This is a genomic window from Arenibacterium halophilum (assembly GCF_005938225.1).
GTDB lineage: Bacteria > Pseudomonadota > Alphaproteobacteria > Rhodobacterales > Rhodobacteraceae > Arenibacterium > Arenibacterium halophilum.
In genome coordinates this window covers 359368-379159 of record NZ_VCPC01000003.1, presented here as the reverse complement: position 1 = coordinate 379159, position 19792 = coordinate 359368, and the positions used below count along the sequence as shown (strand labels likewise).

The 19792-nt window shown below is 62.9% G+C and carries 20 protein-coding genes; 7 read left to right on the top strand and 13 right to left on the bottom strand.

Annotated features, from left to right (window positions below):
* The first annotated feature begins 107 nt into the window (after nucleotides 1-107).
* Nucleotides 108-1313, top strand: coding sequence for an ROK family transcriptional regulator (locus FGK64_RS15055; protein ID WP_138864656.1), 1206 nt, complete (start codon nucleotides 108-110; stop codon nucleotides 1311-1313).
* A gap of 157 nt (nucleotides 1314-1470) precedes the next feature.
* Here FGK64_RS15055 and FGK64_RS15050 read toward each other — a convergent pair whose 3' ends face one another.
* The 3 genes from FGK64_RS15050 to FGK64_RS15040 form a co-directional block, all read right to left on the bottom strand.
* Nucleotides 1471-2841: a glutamate--cysteine ligase gene (locus tag FGK64_RS15050; RefSeq protein ID WP_138864655.1), complete on the bottom strand. Its 1371-nt coding sequence runs from the start codon at nucleotides 2839-2841 to the stop codon at nucleotides 1471-1473.
* 105 nt (nucleotides 2842-2946) lie between these two features.
* Entirely contained in the window at nucleotides 2947-3477 is a 531-nt protein-coding gene (locus FGK64_RS15045; RefSeq protein ID WP_138864654.1) for a hypothetical protein, read from the bottom strand.
* On the bottom strand, nucleotides 3474-4196 hold the full coding sequence (locus FGK64_RS15040; RefSeq protein ID WP_138864653.1) for a 16S rRNA (uracil(1498)-N(3))-methyltransferase: 723 nt from the start codon (nucleotides 4194-4196) through the stop codon (nucleotides 3474-3476). The genes FGK64_RS15045 and FGK64_RS15040 overlap by 4 nt, the downstream gene beginning before the upstream one ends.
* A 12-nt stretch (nucleotides 4197-4208) precedes the next feature.
* On the opposite strand from FGK64_RS15040, the gene ubiA reads away from it, so the two are divergent.
* The 3 genes from ubiA to FGK64_RS15025 are packed head-to-tail and all read left to right on the top strand — an operon-like array spanning nucleotide 4209 to nucleotide 7503.
* Entirely contained in the window at nucleotides 4209-5171 is a 963-nt protein-coding gene (ubiA, locus tag FGK64_RS15035) for a 4-hydroxybenzoate octaprenyltransferase (protein ID WP_138864652.1), read from the top strand.
* Nucleotides 5172-5231: 60 nt separating this feature from the next.
* On the top strand, nucleotides 5232-7184 hold the full coding sequence (locus tag FGK64_RS15030) for an OmpA family protein (RefSeq protein ID WP_138864651.1): 1953 nt from the start codon (nucleotides 5232-5234) through the stop codon (nucleotides 7182-7184).
* A complete protein-coding gene (locus FGK64_RS15025; protein ID WP_138864650.1) occupies nucleotides 7177-7503 on the top strand; it encodes a hypothetical protein in 327 nt (108 codons plus the stop codon). Before FGK64_RS15030 ends, FGK64_RS15025 begins: the two co-directional genes overlap by 8 nt.
* Nucleotides 7504-7670: 167 nt before the next feature.
* Here the strand turns inward: FGK64_RS15025 and FGK64_RS15020 are convergent, their stop codons facing one another.
* The 10 genes from FGK64_RS15020 to FGK64_RS14975 form a co-directional block, all read right to left on the bottom strand.
* Nucleotides 7671-8111, bottom strand: a complete 441-nt coding sequence (locus FGK64_RS15020) for a molybdenum cofactor biosynthesis protein MoaE (protein WP_138864649.1) — start codon at nucleotides 8109-8111, stop codon at nucleotides 7671-7673.
* A 3-nt stretch (nucleotides 8112-8114) separates the two neighbouring features.
* On the bottom strand, nucleotides 8115-8360 hold the full coding sequence (gene moaD, locus FGK64_RS15015; protein ID WP_138865014.1) for a molybdopterin converting factor subunit 1: 246 nt from the start codon (nucleotides 8358-8360) through the stop codon (nucleotides 8115-8117).
* A 2-nt stretch (nucleotides 8361-8362) separates the two neighbouring features.
* The gene (gene pgsA / locus FGK64_RS15010; RefSeq protein WP_138864648.1) at nucleotides 8363-9031 is read right to left on the bottom strand and encodes a CDP-diacylglycerol--glycerol-3-phosphate 3-phosphatidyltransferase; all 669 of its coding nucleotides are present in this window, start codon (nucleotides 9029-9031) and stop codon (nucleotides 8363-8365) included.
* Between the two features lie 51 nt (nucleotides 9032-9082).
* Nucleotides 9083-10960 carry an excinuclease ABC subunit UvrC gene (gene uvrC, locus FGK64_RS15005; RefSeq protein ID WP_138864647.1) on the bottom strand — a complete coding sequence of 626 codons (1878 nt, stop codon included), beginning with the start codon at nucleotides 10958-10960 and terminating at the stop codon, nucleotides 9083-9085.
* A 290-nt stretch (nucleotides 10961-11250) separates the two neighbouring features.
* Nucleotides 11251-12036, bottom strand: coding sequence for an SDR family oxidoreductase (locus FGK64_RS15000; RefSeq protein WP_138864646.1), 786 nt, complete (start codon nucleotides 12034-12036; stop codon nucleotides 11251-11253).
* A gap of 13 nt (nucleotides 12037-12049) precedes the next feature.
* Nucleotides 12050-12997, bottom strand: a complete 948-nt coding sequence (locus FGK64_RS14995; protein ID WP_138865013.1) for a calcium/sodium antiporter — start codon at nucleotides 12995-12997, stop codon at nucleotides 12050-12052.
* Between the two features lie 171 nt (nucleotides 12998-13168).
* Nucleotides 13169-13966, bottom strand: a complete 798-nt coding sequence (locus tag FGK64_RS14990; RefSeq protein ID WP_138864645.1) for a S49 family peptidase — start codon at nucleotides 13964-13966, stop codon at nucleotides 13169-13171.
* A gap of 66 nt (nucleotides 13967-14032) precedes the next feature.
* Nucleotides 14033-14794, bottom strand: a complete 762-nt coding sequence (locus tag FGK64_RS14985) for an ABC transporter permease (protein WP_138864644.1) — start codon at nucleotides 14792-14794, stop codon at nucleotides 14033-14035.
* Nucleotides 14791-15720: an ABC transporter ATP-binding protein gene (locus FGK64_RS14980; protein ID WP_138864643.1), complete on the bottom strand. Its 930-nt coding sequence runs from the start codon at nucleotides 15718-15720 to the stop codon at nucleotides 14791-14793. Before FGK64_RS14980 ends, FGK64_RS14985 begins: the two co-directional genes overlap by 4 nt.
* 110 nt (nucleotides 15721-15830) lie before the next feature.
* Complete coding sequence (locus FGK64_RS14975; RefSeq protein ID WP_138864642.1) at nucleotides 15831-16349, bottom strand: SRPBCC family protein; 519 nt, start codon at nucleotides 16347-16349, stop codon at nucleotides 15831-15833.
* Nucleotides 16350-16572: 223 nt separating this feature from the next.
* Here FGK64_RS14975 and FGK64_RS14970 point away from each other — a divergent pair, with 223 nt between their 5' ends.
* Genes FGK64_RS14970 through FGK64_RS14960 form a run of 3 tightly spaced genes read left to right on the top strand, consistent with a single transcriptional unit; the run spans nucleotide 16573 to nucleotide 19756 of the window.
* Entirely contained in the window at nucleotides 16573-17997 is a 1425-nt protein-coding gene (locus FGK64_RS14970) for a circularly permuted type 2 ATP-grasp protein (RefSeq protein WP_138864641.1), read from the top strand.
* A gap of 4 nt (nucleotides 17998-18001) precedes the next feature.
* Entirely contained in the window at nucleotides 18002-18943 is a 942-nt protein-coding gene (locus FGK64_RS14965; RefSeq protein WP_138864640.1) for an alpha-E domain-containing protein, read from the top strand.
* Nucleotides 18944-18958: 15 nt separating this feature from the next.
* Nucleotides 18959-19756, top strand: coding sequence for a transglutaminase family protein (locus tag FGK64_RS14960; RefSeq protein WP_138864639.1), 798 nt, complete (start codon nucleotides 18959-18961; stop codon nucleotides 19754-19756).
* Nucleotides 19757-19792: the final 36 nt, after the last annotated feature.

The window sequence follows — 19792 nt, the reverse complement described above, 5'->3', positions numbered from 1 at the left end:
GGGGGTCTTCCCGGATGGTGCTTCATTTTAATTTGAAAATCAAATTAATTCATCTACTGTGTTCTGGCGCCTTCTTTCACGGGCGCGGGGAAGGACTGGTGCCCGTCATGGCCGTGCCACAAAGAGAATACGGGCGCCGCAGATTGCTGGCCCAGATCCGACGTGCAGGACGCATTCCGCGGATCGAACTGGCCGACCTGACCGGGATCAGTCGCGCCACGGTCACGACTATCACCGCCGAGCTGATGGCCCATGGCCTGATCGAGGAAGTGCCCCGCACCGATGACGATCCCGATACCCGGCGCGGTCGGCCCCGTGTCGATCTGAAAATTCGAGGCGCGGCCCGGCTGGTCGCCGGAGGCAAGCTGTCGCATCGCAAGCTGTCCCTTGTTCTGCTGGATTTCGAAGGGCAGCAGATCGCCGAGTTGGAAACCACCCTGCCCCGCGCCTGCCTTGCACCGGACGAGCTGACCAAAGCCGTGGCCTCCGCCGTGGCCGATCTGGCCCGCCAAGCCGGGGCCGATCCGGGTGAAATCTCTGGCGTGGGCCTTGGTATTGCCGGTGTCGTGGACGCGCCAAAAGGGCTGGTGTACTGGTCGCCCTCCTTGTCAGAACGCAACGTGCAGCTCGCAAATCTCCTGTGCCAGCGTCTGAACCGACCCGCCTTTGTCGACAACGACGCCAATCTCGTCGCCGTGGCGGAAAAAAGCTTTGGCCTCGGGCAGGCGCATTCGGATTTCATCGTCGTCACGATCGAAAGCGGCGTTGGCATGGGTCTGGTCATCAGCGGAGACCTCTACCGCGGCGCGCGCGGGTGCGGGGCGGAATTCGGACACACCAAGGTGCAGCTGAACGGCGCGCTCTGCCGCTGCGGCCAGCGCGGCTGCCTCGAAGCCTACGTCGCCGATTACGCTCTGCTGCGCGAAGCCCAGACCATGCCCGGCAATGATCCCGACACTCCGGATGACGCCCGGCTGGAACAGCTGCTCAGCGCGGCCCGAGACGGCAATTCCATGGCCGGCCGGATCGTGGATCGCGCTGGCCGCATGTTCGCACTCGGCCTCGCCAATCTGGTCAATATCTTCGATCCCGAACTGATTATTCTTGCAGGCGAGCAGATGCAGTTCGATCACCTCTACGCCAACAAGGTCATCGAGGCGATGCGCGGCGATATCGTCCAGATCGACAAACCCCCACCAGAGGTCGTGATCCACAAATGGGGCAACCTGATGTGGGCCCGCGGCGCCGCTGCCTACGCGTTGGAAAACATCTCGGACCTTGCGCTTGGTGCGATGGCGGACGCCTCTGGCTGACCACGTAGCCTCCACACCGTCTGACCTGCGGCGCGCGTCGCGCCCAGAGTATTTTAGGAATAGTGAAGCAAGTACAGGCAAGGCGCCCCTGCTTCATCATTCCATAAATACTCAACAGCTGCCCCATCCGCCCGAGCGGGGTGCATCACGTCACGGATCAGTAGGAGTATTCTGCGTAAAGGCGACTCAGGTCGCCGTTCCACGCGCCATAATATCGCTCCAGAAGTTCGTCGGCTGGCACCTGGCCGGTTTCGAGGCTTTCCTTCAGCGCGTTCAGGAAATGCGTCTCGTCTGGGACCATGCCGCCGGCACCGGTCCGGGCGCGGGCTTTCAACCCGGCGTCCGACAGGGCCACGACGTCACGCGCCAACGCGTGCATATCGATCCCGTTGACCTTTGCTTGCAACCCCTGCTCCGAAGCCGCCACGCGCAGGGCCTGACGGGTTTCGGCATCCCAGCCGCGTACCATATCCCATGCTGCATCCAACGCGCCTTGGTCATACATCAGCCCGACCCAGAAGGCCGGCAACGCGCAGAGGCGACGCCACGGTCCACCATCGGCTCCGCGCATCTCGATGAATTTCTTGATCCGCGCTTCGGGGAACAGCGTGGTCAGGTGATCGCCCCAATCGCTGAGCGTGGGGGTTTCACCCGGCAGGGCGGGCAATTCGCCTTTCAGGAAGTCGCGGAACGACTGGCCCAGCGCGTTGATATATTTGCCGTCGCGGTAGACGAAATACATCGGCACATCCAGCGCGTATTGCACCCAGGCCTCGAACCCAAAGCTTTCGTCAAAAACGAAAGGCACCATGCCTGTACGTGCGTCGTCGAGGTTGCGCCAGACCTTGCTGCGGTAGGATTTCACCCCGTTCGGCTTGCCCTCGGTGAAGGGCGAATTGGCAAACAACGCCGTCGCCACGGGTTGCAGCGCGATGGCGACGCGCATCTTCTGCACCATGTCGGCCTCGCTGGAAAAATCCAGGTTGACCTGCACCGTGCAGGTGCGGCGCATCATGGTCTGGCCCAGCGTGCCTACCGTCTGCATGTAGCCGTCCATCAGCTTGTAGCGGCCCTTTGGCATCAGCGGCATGTCTTCGTGGGTCCACTCGGGCGCGCTGCCCAACCCGATAAAGCCCACGCCGACCTTGTCGGCCACGTCCTTGACCTCGCGCAGGTGTTCGTTCACCTCGTCGCAGGTTTCGTGGATCGTTTCGACCGGCGCGCCCGACAGTTCCAGCTGCCCGCCCGGTTCAAGGCTGACGTTGGCGCCGCCCTTGGTCAGGCCGATCAGCTTGCCGCCTTCTTCGACCGGGGCCCAGCCGTGCACGTCGCGCAGCCCCGCCAGCACCGCGTGGACCGAGCGTTCGCCTTCATAGGGGATCGGGCGCAGCGTATCCTTGCAGTAACCGAATTTCTCGTGCTCGGTTCCGATGCGCCACTGGTCCTTTGGCTTGCATCCATCCGCAAGGTATTCGGCAAGCTGCTCGTGGCGTTCGATCGGCCCGCCGCCGGACTGAGGGATCGACATGTCGGAATATTCCCAATGTTTCGTGCCGGGTCAGAGGTGAAGCGGTTGACGCGGGCTGTCAACCCGCCATTGGCGCAGCCCCTGCTGTGCGCCAGATCGCAGGGATCAGTTCAGCCGCAGATGCGGCGGGCGCGACGGGGTACGTTCCCAGATAACCACCGGATGTTCGCCCGAGCCCTCAAGATTGGCCAGCATCCTTTCGGTCCGAATGCCCGGCAGGGTGGCAAACACGTCAAACAGCGCCTCGGACCCGGCGGCGTTCACCGGGATCGCCAGCGCGGGCACGCCCGGCTGGGTCAGCACCCAATGCGCAGGCTTTGCACTTGGGTCAAGCGTCAGCCGCTCCAGATCCTGCGCGGCGATGGCGCCGCCGGTCAAAGGCCCGAAATAGCTGATCTGCCCTTCATCCACGCTGACCACGCCGGGGCCGCCTTCGCCCTTGCCGCGAAACCTCATGCGCTGCATCCCGGCCACCAGCAGGACAAGACCGCCGAGAACAAGCGCCCAGCCGACCCAGCCCAGCAACCCTGCCGGACCCGATATCCAGCTGAGGCCAACCAGCCCGATCGCCAGACCGGCCAGTACCTCGCGCCCGCGCCACAGCGCGGCTTTGGCTTCGGGTCGCAGAAAGCTCATCTCCAATCCCCCAGATGTGTCTGCCACAATGTGATTGCCGCCACCGCCGCCGTATCGGCGCGCAGGATTCGCGGGCCAAGCGCCACCGGAGTGGCCCAATCACGACCGTGCAACCGCGCGCGTTCGGCTTCGGAAAACCCGCCTTCGGGGCCGATCAGAACCGCCGCCGGGCCGGGCGGCACGGCATCCATACCCGCGCGTTCGCCCGCCTGTGCCTCGTCACAGAACACAAGGTGGCGGGCGGCGTCCCAGCCATCAAGCAGCCGGTCCAGGCGGTGCAGATCGGCCACTTCGGGCACCATAGTCGCGCCGCATTGCTCGGCCGCCTCGATGGCATGGGCCTGCAACCTGTCCTGCCGGATGCGTTCGGAATTGGTGAAATCGGTCTGCACCGGCACGATCCGCGCCACGCCCAACTCGACCGCCTTTTCCACGATGAAATCGGTGCGCGCCTTCTTGATCGGGGCAAACAGCAGCCACAGGTCAGGCGGCATCCGCAGCGGTGCCGACTGTTCGACGCAGGTCAGCATCCCGCCGCGCTTGCCGGCTTCGCTCACCTCGGCCTGCCATTCGCCATCGCGCCCGTTGAACAGCGCAACCCGCGCGCCAACAGCCAGCCGCATCACCCCAAACAGGTAATGCGCCTGATCGCGCGCCACAGGAACCGTTTGCCCCTGCCCCAGCGCCTGCTCTACATACAACCTGACCTTTGCACTCATGGGACCAGATATATGCACGCCAACGGCCCGACACCAGACGGACAGGTGGCAGATGCGCCCGCCGGCAACTGGGTGGACCGCTGGGCGCCGCCCGCCGCGCGCCCCTATCTTCGGATGTCGCGGGCGGATCGGCCCATCGGGACATGGCTCTTGCTGCTGCCCTGCTGGTGGGGGCTGGCGCTGGCAATGTTATGGGATCAGTCGCCCCGGTGGGAGGACGCGTGGATTTTCTTCGGCTGCGGGCTGGGCGCCTGGCTGATGCGCGGCGCGGGCTGTACCTGGAACGACATCGCCGACCGCGACATCGACGGGCGCGTGGCGCGCACCCGGTCGCGGCCGATTCCCTCTGGCGCGGTTACGCCGAAACAGGCCGCCGCGTGGATGATCCTTCAGGCGCTGGTCGCGCTTTGCATCCTGCTGACCTTCAACCGCGCGGCCATCGCGCTGGGGGTTCTGTCGCTGCTGCCGGTGGCGATCTACCCGTTTGCCAAGCGATTCACCTGGTGGCCGCAGGTGTTTCTGGGGCTGGCCTTCAACTGGGGCGCGTTGCTGGCGTGGACGGCCCATGCGGGCACGCTGAACTGGCCTGCGGTGATCCTTTATGTCTCGGGCATCTGCTGGACGCTGTTCTATGACACGATCTATGCCCATCAGGACGCCGAGGATGACGCGCTGATCGGGGTGAAATCCACCGCCCGACTGTTCGGTGCGAATTCGGCTCGCTACCTGCGCTATTTCCTTGTGGCCTGCGTGGCGCTGATGGGGCTTGCCATCATTCAGGCGGTCATGCCGAATGCCAGCGTGTTGGCGCTGGTGATCGCTTTGGCGGGGCCTTGGGCTATGGGCTGGCACATGGCGTGGCAGCTGCGCGGGTTTGACCCCGAAGATGGCGCGCGGATGCTGTTCCTGTTCCGGCTGAACCGCGATACCGGCTTCATTCCGCTTATCTTCTTCGGGGCCGCCCTGTTCGCCTGATTGAACCCAAGGGCACAGGCGGCTAAGACATTCAGGTCTGTCCACGATCCCGGGTTACCCATGCGATTTACCAAGGTTTTCATCGTCCTCGCCACCTTTGCCCTTGCCGCCTGCGCCTGTCTGGCCGCGGCCGGTGTCATGGCCACGGGGGTCGAGCGGACGACCGAGATCGAGGTGCGCACCGCGCTGGACACACAAGGCAACGACTGGGCCGAGGTTCAGGCCGACGGGCTGCGGGTGATCCTGACGGGCACCGCCCCGACCGAGGCGCGCCGTTTTCAGGCGATCAGCCGTGCCGGGCAGATCGTCGATGCCGCACGGGTGATCGACCAGACCGATGTCGCCCCCACGCAAGATATTGCGCCGCCACGGTTTTCGGCCGAGATTCTGCGCAATGAATCCGGCCTGTCGGTCAGCGGGTTGATCCCCACCTCGACCGACCGCGCCGCCCTGATCGAACGGCTGGAAAAAATCGCTGCGCCCGGGCAGGTGTCGGACCTGCTGCAAACCGCGAACCACCCGGTGCCCGAAGGCTGGGACGCCGCGATTGATTTTACGATCACCGCGCTGCGCGACCTGCCCCGCTCGAAAATCTCGGTCGATGCCGGCCGGATCGAGATTACGGCCATCGCCGCCAGCCGCGAGGAAAAGGCAAAGATGGAGCGCGCCTTGAACCGCGCCGTGCCCGAGGGGCTGAAGATGGCGCTGCAAGTCTCTGCGCCGCGGCCGGTGATCACGCCCTTTACGCTGCGCTATATCATCGACGACACCGGCGGGCGGTTCGATGCCTGCTCGGCCGACACCGAACAGGCCCGCGCCCGCATTCTGGCCGCCGCCGCCGGAGCTGGCGGGCAAGCCGGTGCACAATGCCGGATCGGTCTGGGCGTGCCCTCGCCCGCATGGGCCGAAGCCGTAGCGCAGGCGCTGGCCGCATTGCGCGACCTTGGCGCCGGATCCGTCACCTTCGCCGACGCCGACGTGACGCTGGTTGCGGCCGAGACCGTCAGCACCGAAGCCTTCGATCGCGTGGTGGGCGAACTTGAAGCCGCGCTGCCACCGGTGTTCTCGCTGCATCCTGTGCTCACCCGCCCGGCTGAAGCCGGAACCGATGGCCCGCCCGAATTCACCGCCACCCTCAGCCCCGAGGGGCTGGTGCAGCTGCGCGGACGCCTGTCCGACGACAACCTGCAAATGATGGCCGATGCCTATGCCCGCGCGCGCTTTGGTGCCTCGGCGGTGCACTCGGCCGCGCGCACTGCCGACAACCTGCCCTCCGACTGGCCGGTACGCGTGCTTGCCGGGCTCGAGGCTCTGTCGCAACTGTCGAACGGCGCGGTGACGGTGAAACCTGACGAGTTGACCCTGCATGGCACCGCCACTCGCGAAGACGCGCAGGCCGATATCGCCGGACTGCTGGCGAAACGACTGGGCGAGGCGGAAACCTTCGACCTTTCGATCGCCTACAAGGCCCCGCCCCTGCCGCAGGCCGATATCGTGACGCCGGAAATGTGCGAAGCCGAAATCGCCGAAGTGCAGCGCACCAGCGGCAAGATCACCTTTGAACCCGGCTCGGCCACCATCGCGGCGGAATCGCTGGATACAATGAACGCCATCGCCGAGATCCTTGATATCTGCGGCGACATCCGGGTCGAGATTCAGGGCCACACCGATAGCCAGGGCCGCGAGTCGATGAATCAGCAACTCTCGCAGGACCGTGCGCAATCGGTGCTGAACGAATTGCGCGCCCGCCGCATCCTCACGGCCAGCTACACCGCGCGCGGCTATGGAGAGGCGAACCCGATCGCCACCAACAAGACGGAAGACGGCCGCGAGGCGAACCGCCGCATCGAATTCCGCCTGATCCGCCCGCAAACGACGCCGGAACGCACCAGCACGCTTGACGCCGTCGCCCAGCAGTTGCAGTCAGACAGCACCGACGACGCGGCGGCATCCGATGACGCCCCCGAGACGGGCTCGGAGGATGAGGCAACAGAGGGCGCCGCAAGTGAATAGACTGGAATTCATCGTCACCACGGCCATCATCCTGTTTGTCGCCTTCGCGCTTGGATGGTTCGCCAACTGGCTGGTGCACCGCTTCACCCGGGTCAGCGCCAGCGACGTGAACGAATTGGACCGGATGAGCCAGGAATTGCACGACGCCGAGGAAACCCGCGACGAAGCCATCGCCTGGCTGCAACAACGCGAAGCCGACTTGTCGAACCAGTTGGCCCAGACCGAAGCCGAATTGCGCGCCGCCATGGAAGGCCTGCGCGAGGCGCGGCAAGAGGCCGAAGAACTGCGCAGCTACGTGGAACGCGCGCGGTCGACCTGAGGTGCGGGCGTGACATAGTTGGCCGCAGCTTGTGGCGACATGTCGGAGTTTGAGTATTTTTACCGAAAAGAAGCCCAGGGCGTTTCCAGTCCCGGAGTCCCCCGTTCTTTTCGGCCCAAATACTCAAAGTCTAACCTCGCCGATCATGCCAAGGCTGGCGTTCCGCGCTACCAGCGGCCCAGTGCAGCCTCGTCATCGTCTTTCGCGGCAACCCAATTTTCCCCCGCGCGGGTGACTTCCTTTTTCCAGAAGGGCGCGCGGGATTTCAGGTAATCCATCAGGAAATCGGCGGCCTCGAAAGCGGCGCGGCGATGCGCGGCGGCGGTTGCCACCATCATGATCCTTTCGCCGGGCCTAAGCGCTCCGTGGCGATGGATGACCAAGGCATCGGCCAACTCCCACCGGGACATTGCAGTCGCTGCGATATCGGTCAGGGCCCTTTCAGTCATGCCCGGATAGTGCTCGATCTCCATCCGGTCGAGCATAGCATCGCTGTCGCGCACCACGCCGGTGAACGAGACGACGGCCCCAACGTCCTGCCGGTCGGCGGCAAAATCGGCGAGTTCAGCGCCAGTATCAAAATCTTCTGCCTGCACGCGGACAATCACCGGTCAACCCCCGGTCATCGGCGGGAAAAACGCCACTTCGCGCACACCGTCAAGCGGCGCGTCGAAGTCGGCCAGTTCCTGGTCCAGGGCCACACGCAGCGCGGAAAGATCGGCGAAAGCCGCGGCATAACGGGGTTCGCGGGCGCGCAGTTCCTCGACCAGCCCGGCAACCGTTTTCGCAGAGGTTTCCAGGCGTTCGCGCGGCTCGCCGATGCGTTCGCGCACCCATGCGAAATAGAGGATGTCCAAGGTCACCGCGCCTCCTCCTGCAGGAACGGCAGCGCTTTGCGCAAATAGTCCAGCCCGGTGATAAGAGTCAGCGCCGCCGCCACCCACAGCAGCCAGAGCCCGACGCGCCCGGCCCAGAGTTCGCCAGCCGCTTTCCACTTCAGCCCGTGCGGATCCGCGACTGCGCCAAGAAAGATGTCGTTGATCGTGGCCTGATCCGTTTTGGACATCGCCATACCGAGGTAATGTTCGAAGATACCTTGGGAAAACAGCACCGCGATGGCCGTCATCTGGGCGGTCGTCTTCCACTTGGCCAGCGTCGTCACCTTCAAAGTGCCCGCCGTATCGCCCAGGTATTCGCGCAAGCCGCTGACGAAGACCTCGCGGAACAGCACGACCGTCGCTGGAAGAACAAGCCAGGGCGACATCGAGGAATAGCCGACGATCACCATCAGCGCGATCACCACCATCGCCTTGTCGGCGATCGGATCCAGCATGGCGCCCATTTTTGTGACCTGTTTCCAGCTGCGCGCCAGATAGCCATCAAACCAGTCGGTGACGGCCGCGCTGACAAACAGCACCAGCGCGAACCAATCGGCATAGGGGCGTTCGAAATACAGGAACATCACGGCAAGCCCCGGCGCCGCCAGAAGGCGTAGCGTGGTCAGAATATTGGGCAGCGTCCATCTCATGGCCGTTTCCTAGCGCGAAGTTCGAGTATTGGGAAGGTGGCGCGGCAAAGGCTAGCCGCTCTCGTGAAAGTAGCCATAGATCGTTTCGGCCAGCGCGTCGGAAATCCCGTCTACCGCCTTGAGATCAGCCAGATCGGCCCGGCTGACCGCCTTGGCCGAGCCGAAGTGCGCGAGCAAGGCGCGTTTACGGGTGGCGCCGACGCCCGGTACGTCGTCCAGCGGAGTGGCGCCGATGGCCTTGGCGCGTTTGGCGCGGTGGGTGCCGATGGCGAATCGATGCGCCTCGTCGCGCAGGCGTTGTACGAAATACAGAACCGGATCGTTGTGGCGCAGCGCGAAGGGGCGCGTGCCGGGACGGTGGAATTCCTCTTTCCCGTGGTCACGATCGACGCCCTTGGCGACGCCGACCATGGGAATATCCTCGACCCCGTGTTCCGCCATGATCTGGGCCACCGCGCTGACCTGCCCGGCGCCCCCGTCGATCAGCAGCAGGTCGGGCCACTGGCCTTTTTCGCGATCGGGGTCTTCCTTTTGCAGGCGTGAGAAGCGGCGATTCAGGACCTCTTTCATCATGCCGAAGTCATCACCCGGTGTCAGGTCATCGCCGCGAATGTTGAACTTGCGGTATTGCGATTTCATGAAGCCCTCTGGGCCGGCGACGATCATCCCGCCCACCGCGTTGGTACCCATGATGTGGCTGTTATCGTACACCTCGATCCGGTTGGGCGGGGCGTCCAGCCCGAAGGCTTCGGCCAGACCGCGCAGCAGCTTGCCTTGCGTCGCGCTTTCCGACATGCGCCGCGCCAGGTATTCGCGCGCGTTGCGCAGGGCGCCAGCCACCAGTTCGGCCTTTTCACCGCGCTGGGGCAGCACCAGTTCGACCTTGCGGTCTGCCTTCTGCGACAGCGCCTCGGCCATCAGATCGGCATTGTCGATCGCGTCCGACAGGATGATCTGCCGGGGCGGTTCCTTGTTGTCGTAGAACTGGCCCAGAAACGCTTCGAGCACCTCGCCCGGCGACATCCCCTCGCCGATCCGGGGATAGAAATCGCGGTTGCCCCAGTTCTGGTTGGCGCGGATGAAAAACACCTGAACGCAGGCCTGTCCGCTGTCCATGTGCAGCGCGACCACATCGGCCTCGGTTACTGTTTTGGGGTTGATACCCTGGGTACCCTGCACCTGTGTCAGCGCGCGGATGCGGTCGCGCAAGGCAGCGGCGCGTTCGAACTCCATCGCCTCGGAGGCGGCGGCCATCTCGGCGGCAAGCTCCTCCTGAACACGGGTAGACCGGCCCGAGAGGAAGCGTTCGGCATCTTTCACCGCCAGCGCATAGCCCTCGGCGTCGATCAGCCCGACGCAGGGCCCCGAGCACCGCTTGATCTGATACAGAAGGCAGGGCCGCGTGCGGCTTTCGAACATCGAATCCGAACAGTTGCGCAGCAGGAACGCCTTTTGCAGCTGGTTCAGCGTGCGGTTCACCGCCCCCGCACTGGCGAAGGGACCAAAGTAGGCGCCTTTTTCCTTCTTCGCGCCGCGATGTTTCTTGATCTGCGGATAGGCGTGATCCTTTGAAACAAGGATATTCGGAAAGGATTTATCGTCGCGCAGCAGCACGTTGTACTTGGGCTTCAGCTGCTTGATGAGGTTCTGTTCCAGCAAGAGCGCCTCGGTTTCCGTGCGCGTGGTCAGGAACATCATCGAGGCGGTGTCGCGGATCATCCTCTCGATCCGCGGGGTATGCTGGCCGGGCCGCGCATAATTCGACACCCGCGCCCGCAGATTGCGCGCCTTGCCCACGTATAGCACCCGCGCCTGCGCATCCAGCATCCGGTAGACGCCCGGCGATTGCTCGAGCGTCTTCAGGTAGCCCTGAATGCAGGCATAGCCGGTAACGGTAGGGGAATCGTGCGTTTCGGAGGTGTCGGACATAACGGAACAGATATGATTCTACGCGGCGCCCTGCAATCTTGGCGAATAAGTTTCAAGGCCGAACAAATCCACCAAACCTGTGGACAACTTTGCAGATAACTTAGCGGGAGGCGCAAATTTCCCTTGTTTCACGGGCCCCTCAATGAATTGCTTAAAATTTGGTCAGTTTTGCAAGCCACTGAAATTACGGGTAATTTTTTATTTCTGCCGCAAGCCTATGGAATTGCAGAGATTTTTGTAACGCTTTCGTGACGCAGATATGTGCGGTGCACAACTTTCCCTGCGTCACCCTATTCCACACCCAGAACATCCGGCGTCTGCCAGCCAAGGTGCTGCCCGCCGTCAGTGCAGATCAACTGACCACTGACCGAGGGTGCATCCAGAAGAAAGCCCAGCGCGGCGGTTATGTCCTCGGGGTTCGAGCCGCGTTCCAGCACCGTATTGGCGCGTTGGGCGGCGAAATGCGCCTCGGACTGCCGGGCGCCGCGCAGGGTGGGCCCGGGGCCAATCGCATTGACGCGGATCGCCGGGGCCAGCGCGCGGGCGCTTGTCTGCGTCAGCGCCCAGAGGCCCATCTTGGCGATCGTATAGGTCGAAAACTCGGGCGTCAGCTTGCGCACCCGCTGGTCCAGCATGTTGACGATGCAGCCCGTGGCGCGGGGTTCGTCGCGCTCATCGGTTTCGGGCAGCAGCCCCTGTTCTGCCATGGCTTGCGTCAGCACGAAGGGCGCGCGCAGGTTGCTTTCCATGTGCCTGTCCCAGCTGTGGCGCGTGGCGCTGGCAATGGTGTCATATTCAAAGATCGAGGCGTTGTTGATCAGGCAGGTGATCGGCCCGCCCAGCGCCTCGACAGCGGCCGGAAACAGCGCCTGCACCTGAGTTTCATCGACAAAGTCGGCCTGAAGCGCCATCGCCTTCCGGCCCTTTGCGCGAACGTCCTCGGCCAGGGTTTCCGCCGCGACCTCCGAGCCGGAATAATGCAGCGCCACATCGTACCCGCGATCAGCCAGATACAGCGCCATGGCTCGCCCCAAACGATGTGCGGCCCCGGTGACAAGTGCACGTTTCTCGGTCATCCCAACCCCTATCCTAAAACAGGATCGACGCGACATAGCCGACGTAGATCAACGTCAGCACGATGCCCCATCGCCGACCGATATCGTATTTCAGGAACACGAAGGGGAAAATCAGCACAGACGCGCCCAACATGACCCACAGATCGAAGGTCAGAAATTCAGGGTCCACCGGGATCGGCCCGACAAAGCTGGCAATGCCGATGATGGCGAGCAGGTTGAACATATTCGACCCGATCACGTTGCCCAACGCCACATCGGCCTGTTTACGCAGCGCGGCCATGACGGTGGTTGCAAGCTCCGGCAGCGAGGTGCCGACCGCGACCAGCGTCAGCCCGATCACGGTTTCGCTGACACCATAGGACTGCGCAATCACGGTGGCGTTTTCCACCAGCAGGCTGGCGCCCAGCGGCAGCCCGACCAGACCCAGCACAAGGAACACCGCAATGCGCCACCCCGGCATGTTCGGGTCGGCCTCTTCAATGTCGGCATCGCCTTCGCAGACACCTTCCTGCCGATGGCGCAGCGCGTCGCGGAACATGTCGCCAAGTACCAGCGCCAGCGCCGCCAGCAGGATGCCGCCCGAGACCATTGTAAAGGTGCCCCAGAAGGCAAGGCCGATGAACAGAACCGACGCCAGAAGCATCAGCACATAGGTCTTGCGCGTGTTGCATTCGCTGGTATGCAGCCGCGACAACAACGCAGGAATACCCAGCACCAGCAGGATGTTCGCAGTGTTCGAGCCGACAACGTTGCCCAGCGCGATGCCCGGCGCATTGTCCAGAACAGCGCTGATTGAAATCAGCAACTCGGGCGCAGAGGTTCCAAAAGCCACGATTGTCAGGCTGACGATCAGCGCCGGAATTCCGATGCGCAACGAAAGGTTCACCGCCCCGCGCACCAACGCATCGCCCGCCAGTAGCAGAATGACCAGCCCAAGCGCCGACAACACCCATGGCATCATCATGCCTTGCCTCCATGGCCACAAGCGCAGGGGCCTTTGCCAATCCGATACCGGTTGCAGCGCGGACAGCGGGCCGAGCTCAGCCGTTTGGCGCCGGGAATACGCAGCTTGCCGAACATGGCAAGGACGCCCATACCGACAAGGAAAAGAACGACGATCTTCAGTATCACGTCAAAGGCCGAACCGCGCGAAATCCGCGCGTTCCTCTAGCCCCGCCAGCACGTCTTGCGTCACCTGCGCGCCAAAGCGCGACCAGAACGGTTTGCGAAGCCCATAGCGACGGAATTTCACCTTGTCGCCAAACCGGTCGCGCATTTTGGGGCGCATGTGGCCGACACCTTCGATCAGCCCCAGTTCGGCCGCGCGGCGCGCCAGCCAGATTTCACCGGTAAACAGCTCTTCCTTCTTGTCCAGCTTGTCGCCCCGGCGGGCGCGGACATGGGCGATGAAATTGTCGTGGATACCCGTCAGCAGCCGTTCCAGCCGCGCCACATCTTCCTTGTTTTCAGGGCGGAACGGATCGAGCATGGATTTCGATTTGCCCGCCGTGTGCACGCGGCGTTCGATGCCCTGCCGTGCCAGGAACACATGCGCCCCGAACCCGGACGAGATCACGCCGATAGACCCAAGGACCGAGCTTTCGTCAGCCCAGATTTCATCGGCCGACGCGGCGAGCCAGTAGCCGCCTGAGGCGGCAACATCTTCGACGAAGGCGATCACCGGCACCTTGGTTTCTTCGGACAGGGCGCGAATACGCGCCCCGATCAACGAAGATTGCACGGGCGATCCGCCCGGTGAATTGATTTCCAGCGCCACTGCATCGGGTTTGCCCCGACGGAACGCTTTTTCAAGGATCGGCGCCAGGGACCGGTCGCTTAGCGACGACCGCCCTGACATCCCAATCGCGCCATGCAGACGCACCACCGCCACCAGCGGGGCTTTCTTCGTGAAGGGCAGCCGCAACATCATGGCATGGGATGTAGATTGCCGATGCCATGTTAACAAGGTGCGGCGGCGAAAGGTTTTCGGCAGTGTCTATCCGCGCAGGCGCCAACCGGTTTTGAAGATCCACCAGATCACGCCAAGACAAAGCGCGGTGAACAGCGCAATCGCGGCAAGGCTGATGCCGATTGGCACGTCCGCCACCCCGAAGAACGACCAGCGGAAGCCGGAAATCAGATACAGAACCGGGTTGAAATGCGTCACCGTCTGCCAGAACGGCGGCAACATCGAGATCGAGTAGAACGAGCCGCCAAGGAACACCAGCGGCGTCACGATCAACAGCGGAACCAGTTGCAGCTGTTCGAAATTCTTGGCCCAGATGCCGATGATGAACCCGAACAGCGCAAAGCTGAGGCAGGTCAGCAGCAGGAACAGCACCATCGCAAAGGGGTGCGCGATGGTGAGATCGACAAAGAAGGTCGAGGTAATGAGGATCACGGTCCCGATGAACAGCGCCTTGGTTGCCGCCGCCCCGACATAGCCGATCACGATTTCCAGAAAACTGACCGGCGCGGTAAGCAGTTCGTAAATCGTGCCGATGAACTTCGGAAAGTATATCCCGAAGGATGCATTCGACAGCGCCTGCGTCATCACCGACAGCATCACCAGCCCCGGCACGATAAATGCGCCATAGCTGACGCCCTCGACCTGGTCGATGCGGCTGCCGATGGCGGCGCCAAACACCACGAAATACAGCGAGGTCGACAGCACCGGCGACAGGAAACTTTGCAGCAGGGTGCGGAAGAACCGCGTCATTTCAAAGCGGTAGATGGAAGCTATGGCCGTCAGGTTCATGCGTCTTCTCCTTCGACCAGACTGACAAAGATGTCTTCCAGGCTGCTTTGCCGGGTCTGCACGTCGCGCAACTTCAGCCCCGCGCCCGCAATGTCGTTCAGCAGCGCCGTGATGCCCGTGCGCTCGGCTCGTGTGTCATAGCTGTAAATCAGGGTTCGACCGTCTTCTGCCAGTTCCAGTTCATAGTCCGACAGCGCCTCGGGGATCGCCTTCAGGGGCTGATCCAACTGAACCTCCAGCTGCTTGCGGCCCATGCGCGTCATCAGCGTGGCTTTTTCCTCGACCAGCAACAGCTCGCCCTTGGCGATCACACCGATGCGGTCGGCGATGGCTTCGGCTTCCTCGATGTAATGGGTGGTCAGGATGATGGTGACGCCATCGGCCTTCATCTCGGCCACCACGTCCCACATACCCTTGCGCAACGCCACATCGACGCCAGCGGTGGGTTCGTCCAGGAACAGCACGCGGGGTTCATGCGCCAGCGCCTTGGCAATGAGCACCCGGCGCTTCATCCCGCCCGACAGTTCCTTGACCTGGTTGTCCTTCTTGTCCCACAGGCTGAGCTGGGTCAGGATTTTCTGGATCAGCGCATCGTTGCGGGGCTTGCCGAACAGCCCGCGCGAAAAGCGTACGGTGTTCCAGACCGTTTCAAACGGCTCCAGCGCCACCTCTTGCGGTACAAGCCCAATCATCGAGCGCGCCGCGCGAAAATCTGTGTCGATGTCATGCCCGCCCACGCTGACCGACCCGCCCGTGGGGTTGATCAGCCCGCAGACCGCCGAAATCAGCGTTGTCTTGCCCGCGCCATTCGGCCCAAGCAGCGCAAGGATTTCGCCTTTTTCAAGATCGAGTGAGACACCCTTCAGCGCCTCGAACCCGTCATCATAGGTTTTTCGCAGATCGCGAATTGAAAGAATGCCGGTCATGGTTCCCCCGGGTGTGGCCGCCTGCGATATCTAGGCGGTCACGGGTCCGTGAAAACCGGCACTGACGCACAGGGGCCTGTGCGTTTGTGACCTGACGCACAAATGCAGTGTCAGGAGCGGCCGGTGATCTTGCCCAGCCAGCCCTTTTTCTCGCCTTCGGGGGCATCGTCTTCGGCCGGTTCGGCCGGGCCTTCCAACTGGGTCACAAAATTGGTGAAGAACTGATCGGCCATCTTCTTGGCAAACCCGTCAATCAAGCGGCTGCCCAACTGCGCCAGCTTGCCGCCAACCTTGGCCTCGACATCATAAGCCAGCAGCGTGCCGCCCACATCTGTCGGCGTCAGCGTGACAACAGCCCCGCCCTTGGCAAAGCCGGCCGCGCCGCCCTTGCCTTCGCCGGTGATCGTCAGCTTTTCGTTCTCGACCATGTCCGACATGGTGACCTGACCCTTGAAGGTCGCCTTCACCGGTCCGACTTTTTGCACCACCGTCGCGGTATAACCATCGGTCGGATTTCCTTCGACTTCTTGCGCGCCGGGCACGCAGTGCTTCAGCATGTCGGGGTCCAGCAGGGCCGCGTAAACTGTTGCCGGATCGGCTTTGATCTCGCGCTGGTCGCTCATCTGCATCTGCGGGCCCTCCTGAACTGGCTTTGGATCTTGTAGCCGAACCAAGGCGCAACGCCAAGCCGTCGCCATCGGCGCCGCGCGCATCCTGCAACTGCCTGTTACCGCAAGGGAAACTTACCCCTCACGCTCAAAAAACAGGCAAATGCACAAAAACAGGCAAACGCCATTGCGCGCCCGTGACAACACCATTGTCCTGAAGCACGATCATCCTATGATCAAGAGTATGACAGCGGATCGATTTTTTGACGAGATGACAGGCGCAGGCGAGGATATTCGCCAGCCCTACGCCCATTATCACCAATGGTTCAGCCAGCAGGACGCCGACCGGCTCGACAAGAAATCGCGCGAGGCCGAGGCATTCTTCAGACGCTCGGGCATCACCTTCAACGTCTATGGGCAGGCCGACGCGCAGGAACGGCTGATCCCGTTCGATCTGGTGCCGCGCATCCTTGGCAGTCAGGAATGGGCGCGACTGGCGCGCGGCATCGAACAGCGGGTCGCCGCGATCAACGCCTTCATCCATGACATCTATAACCGTCAGGAAATTTTGCGCGCGGGCCGCGTTCCGGTCGAGCTGATTGCGAACAACGATGCCTTTCTGCCGCAGATGATCGGGTTCACCCCGCCGGGCAAGGTTTATACCCATATCGTCGGCACCGATCTGGTGCGCACCGGCGAGGGCGAATTCTATGTGCTCGAAGACAATGCGCGCACCCCGTCCGGCGTGTCCTACATGCTGGAAAACCGGGAAACGATGCTGCAGATGTTCCCCGAGCTGTTCAGCAAGATCAAGGTCAAGCCGGTTTCGGACTACCCCAAGAACCTGCGCAAATCGCTGGCCGCCTGCGCGCCCCTGTCGGCGGGAACCAAACCGTCGATCGCGGTGCTGACGCCGGGCATCTATAACTCGGCCTATTTCGAACATTCCTTCCTGGCCGACCAGATGGGCGCCGAACTGGTCGAAGGCCACGATCTGCGCGTGCTGGATGGCCATATCGCCATGCGCACGACCCAGGGCTACAAGCGCGTCGATGTGCTCTATCGCCGGATCGACGACAATTTCCTTGATCCGCTGACCTTCAATCCCGAAAGCATGCTGGGCGTGCCCGGCATCATGGATGTCTACCGCGCGGGCAACATCACCATCGCCAACGCGCCGGGCGCAGGGATCGCGGATGACAAGGCGATCTATTCCTACATGCCCGACATCATCGAATTCTACATGGGCGAAAAGGCGATCCTGAAAAACGTCGAGACATGGCGCTGCGGCGAACCCGAGTCGCTGAAATACGTGCTCGACAATCTGGCCGACCTTGTCGTGAAAGAGGTGCACGGATCGGGCGGTTACGGAATGCTGGTCGGCCCCGCCGCCACCAAGGCCGAGCGCGAGGCCTTTGCCGAGAAGCTGCGCGCGCGGCCCGGCAACTATATCGCGCAGCCGACGCTGTCGTTGTCGACGGTGCCGATCTTTGTCGACAAGGGGCTGGCGCCGCGCCACGTCGATCTGCGGCCCTTTGTTCTGGTCTCGCCCCAGGGCATCAACATCGCGCCCGGCGGGCTGACCCGTGTCGCGCTGACCGAGGGGTCGCTGGTGGTGAATTCCAGCCAGGGCGGCGGCACCAAGGACACCTGGGTGCTGGAGGACTGACGACATGCTGGGAAAGACCGCCGGTGGCCTGTACTGGATGTTCCGCTACCTTGAACGCGCCGAGAATATCGCCCGCCTGATCGAGGCCGGGTTCCGCATCGCGCTGACCCGCTCCACCGATGCCGAGGCCGAATGGCGCTCGGTCGTGACGACATCGGGGATGGAACGCGCCTATGGCGAGCAATACGACACCTTCAGCGCCGCGAACGTGATCGATTTCCTGCTGCGCGACACGGCCAACCCGTCGAGCGTGCTGTCGATCACCTCGAACGCGCGCGACAACGCGCGACTGGTGCGCACTGCCCTGACGACCGAGGTCTGGGAGGCGGTGAACGACAGTTGGATGACGCTGACCACGCTGCTGGCCGAACCCGTCCGCGAAACCGAACTGCCGTCGATCCTGAACACGATCCGCCAGCAAAGCGCGCAGGTGCGCGGCGCGCTGCACGGCACCATGCTGCGCAACGACATCTACGATTTCTCGCGCATTGGCACCTTTATCGAACGCGCCGACAACACCGCGCGCATCATCGATGTGAAATATTACACGCTGCTGCCCTCGACCAGCTTTGTCGGCTCGTCGCTGGACAACGTGCAATGGGAAACGGTGCTGCGGTCGGTGTCGGCGCATCGGGCCTTTCGCTGGCTGGATGAGAGCGAGATGACATCCAGCGCGATTGCCGATTTCCTGATCCTTGATAAACGCCTGCCCCGGTCTCTGGCGTTCTGCACGTCGCAGATTGTCAGCAACCTGCGCTATGTCGCCGAGGATTACGGGAACACTTATGAATGCAACAGAAAGGCCGAAAAGCTGCATTCGCGGCTGATGAACCGTGACATCGAGTCGATCTTCGAGGAAGGCTTGCACGAATTCATCGACGCCTTCATTGGCGACAATAACGCCCTTGGTCGCCAGATCGAGGAAGATTTCCGGTTTAACGGATAGGATGGGGCCGCAGGCGTGCAACTGACCATTTCGCATACCACGATCTATACCTACGAAACGCCGGTGCATTACGCGCTGCAACGGGTGCGTCTGACACCCACCGATACGACCCAGCAAAAGGTGCATTCGTGGTCACTGAGTGTCGAGGGCGGCGTGCAGGAAGCGCAGTACCTCGACCACAACCGCAACTTGACGCATCTGGTGAACGTCGATCAGGGCGGAACCGAGGTGCGGCTGACCGCGACCGGCACGGTGACGACGATGGACACCGCCGGCATTCTTGGCCACATGACCGGCCCCGCGCCGCTATGGCTGTACAAACGCGAAACAGCGCTGACCGAAGCAGGTGACACGATCCGCGACATCGCCGCCCCGCTGAGGGGCAGCACCGACATGCTTGCCGCGCTTCACGATCTGTCGGCCCGCATTGCCGAGGCTGTCGAATACGGCACGGGCCAGACCTGGGCGCAAACCACCGCTGAAGAGGCCTTGGCGGGAGGGCGCGGCGTATGTCAGGACCACGCCCAGATTTTCATCGCCGCCGCACGGCTGGCCGGGGTGCCCGCGCGCTATGTCAGCGGCTACCTGATGATGGACGACCGCACCGAGCAGGACGCCGGGCACGCCTGGGCCGAGGCGCATCTGCCCAGCCTTGGCTGGGTCGGATTCGATGTGTCGAACGGCCAGTCGCCCGACGAACGCTATGTGCGCATCGCCAGCGGGCGCGATTACACCGATGCCGCGCCCATCAGCGGATTGCGGCAGGGCGAAGGCGATGAAAGGATGATTGTAACCCTTCAGGTGCAACAGTAATGGAAGGCTTGGCCCTTCCCTCTGGTACCCTGATTC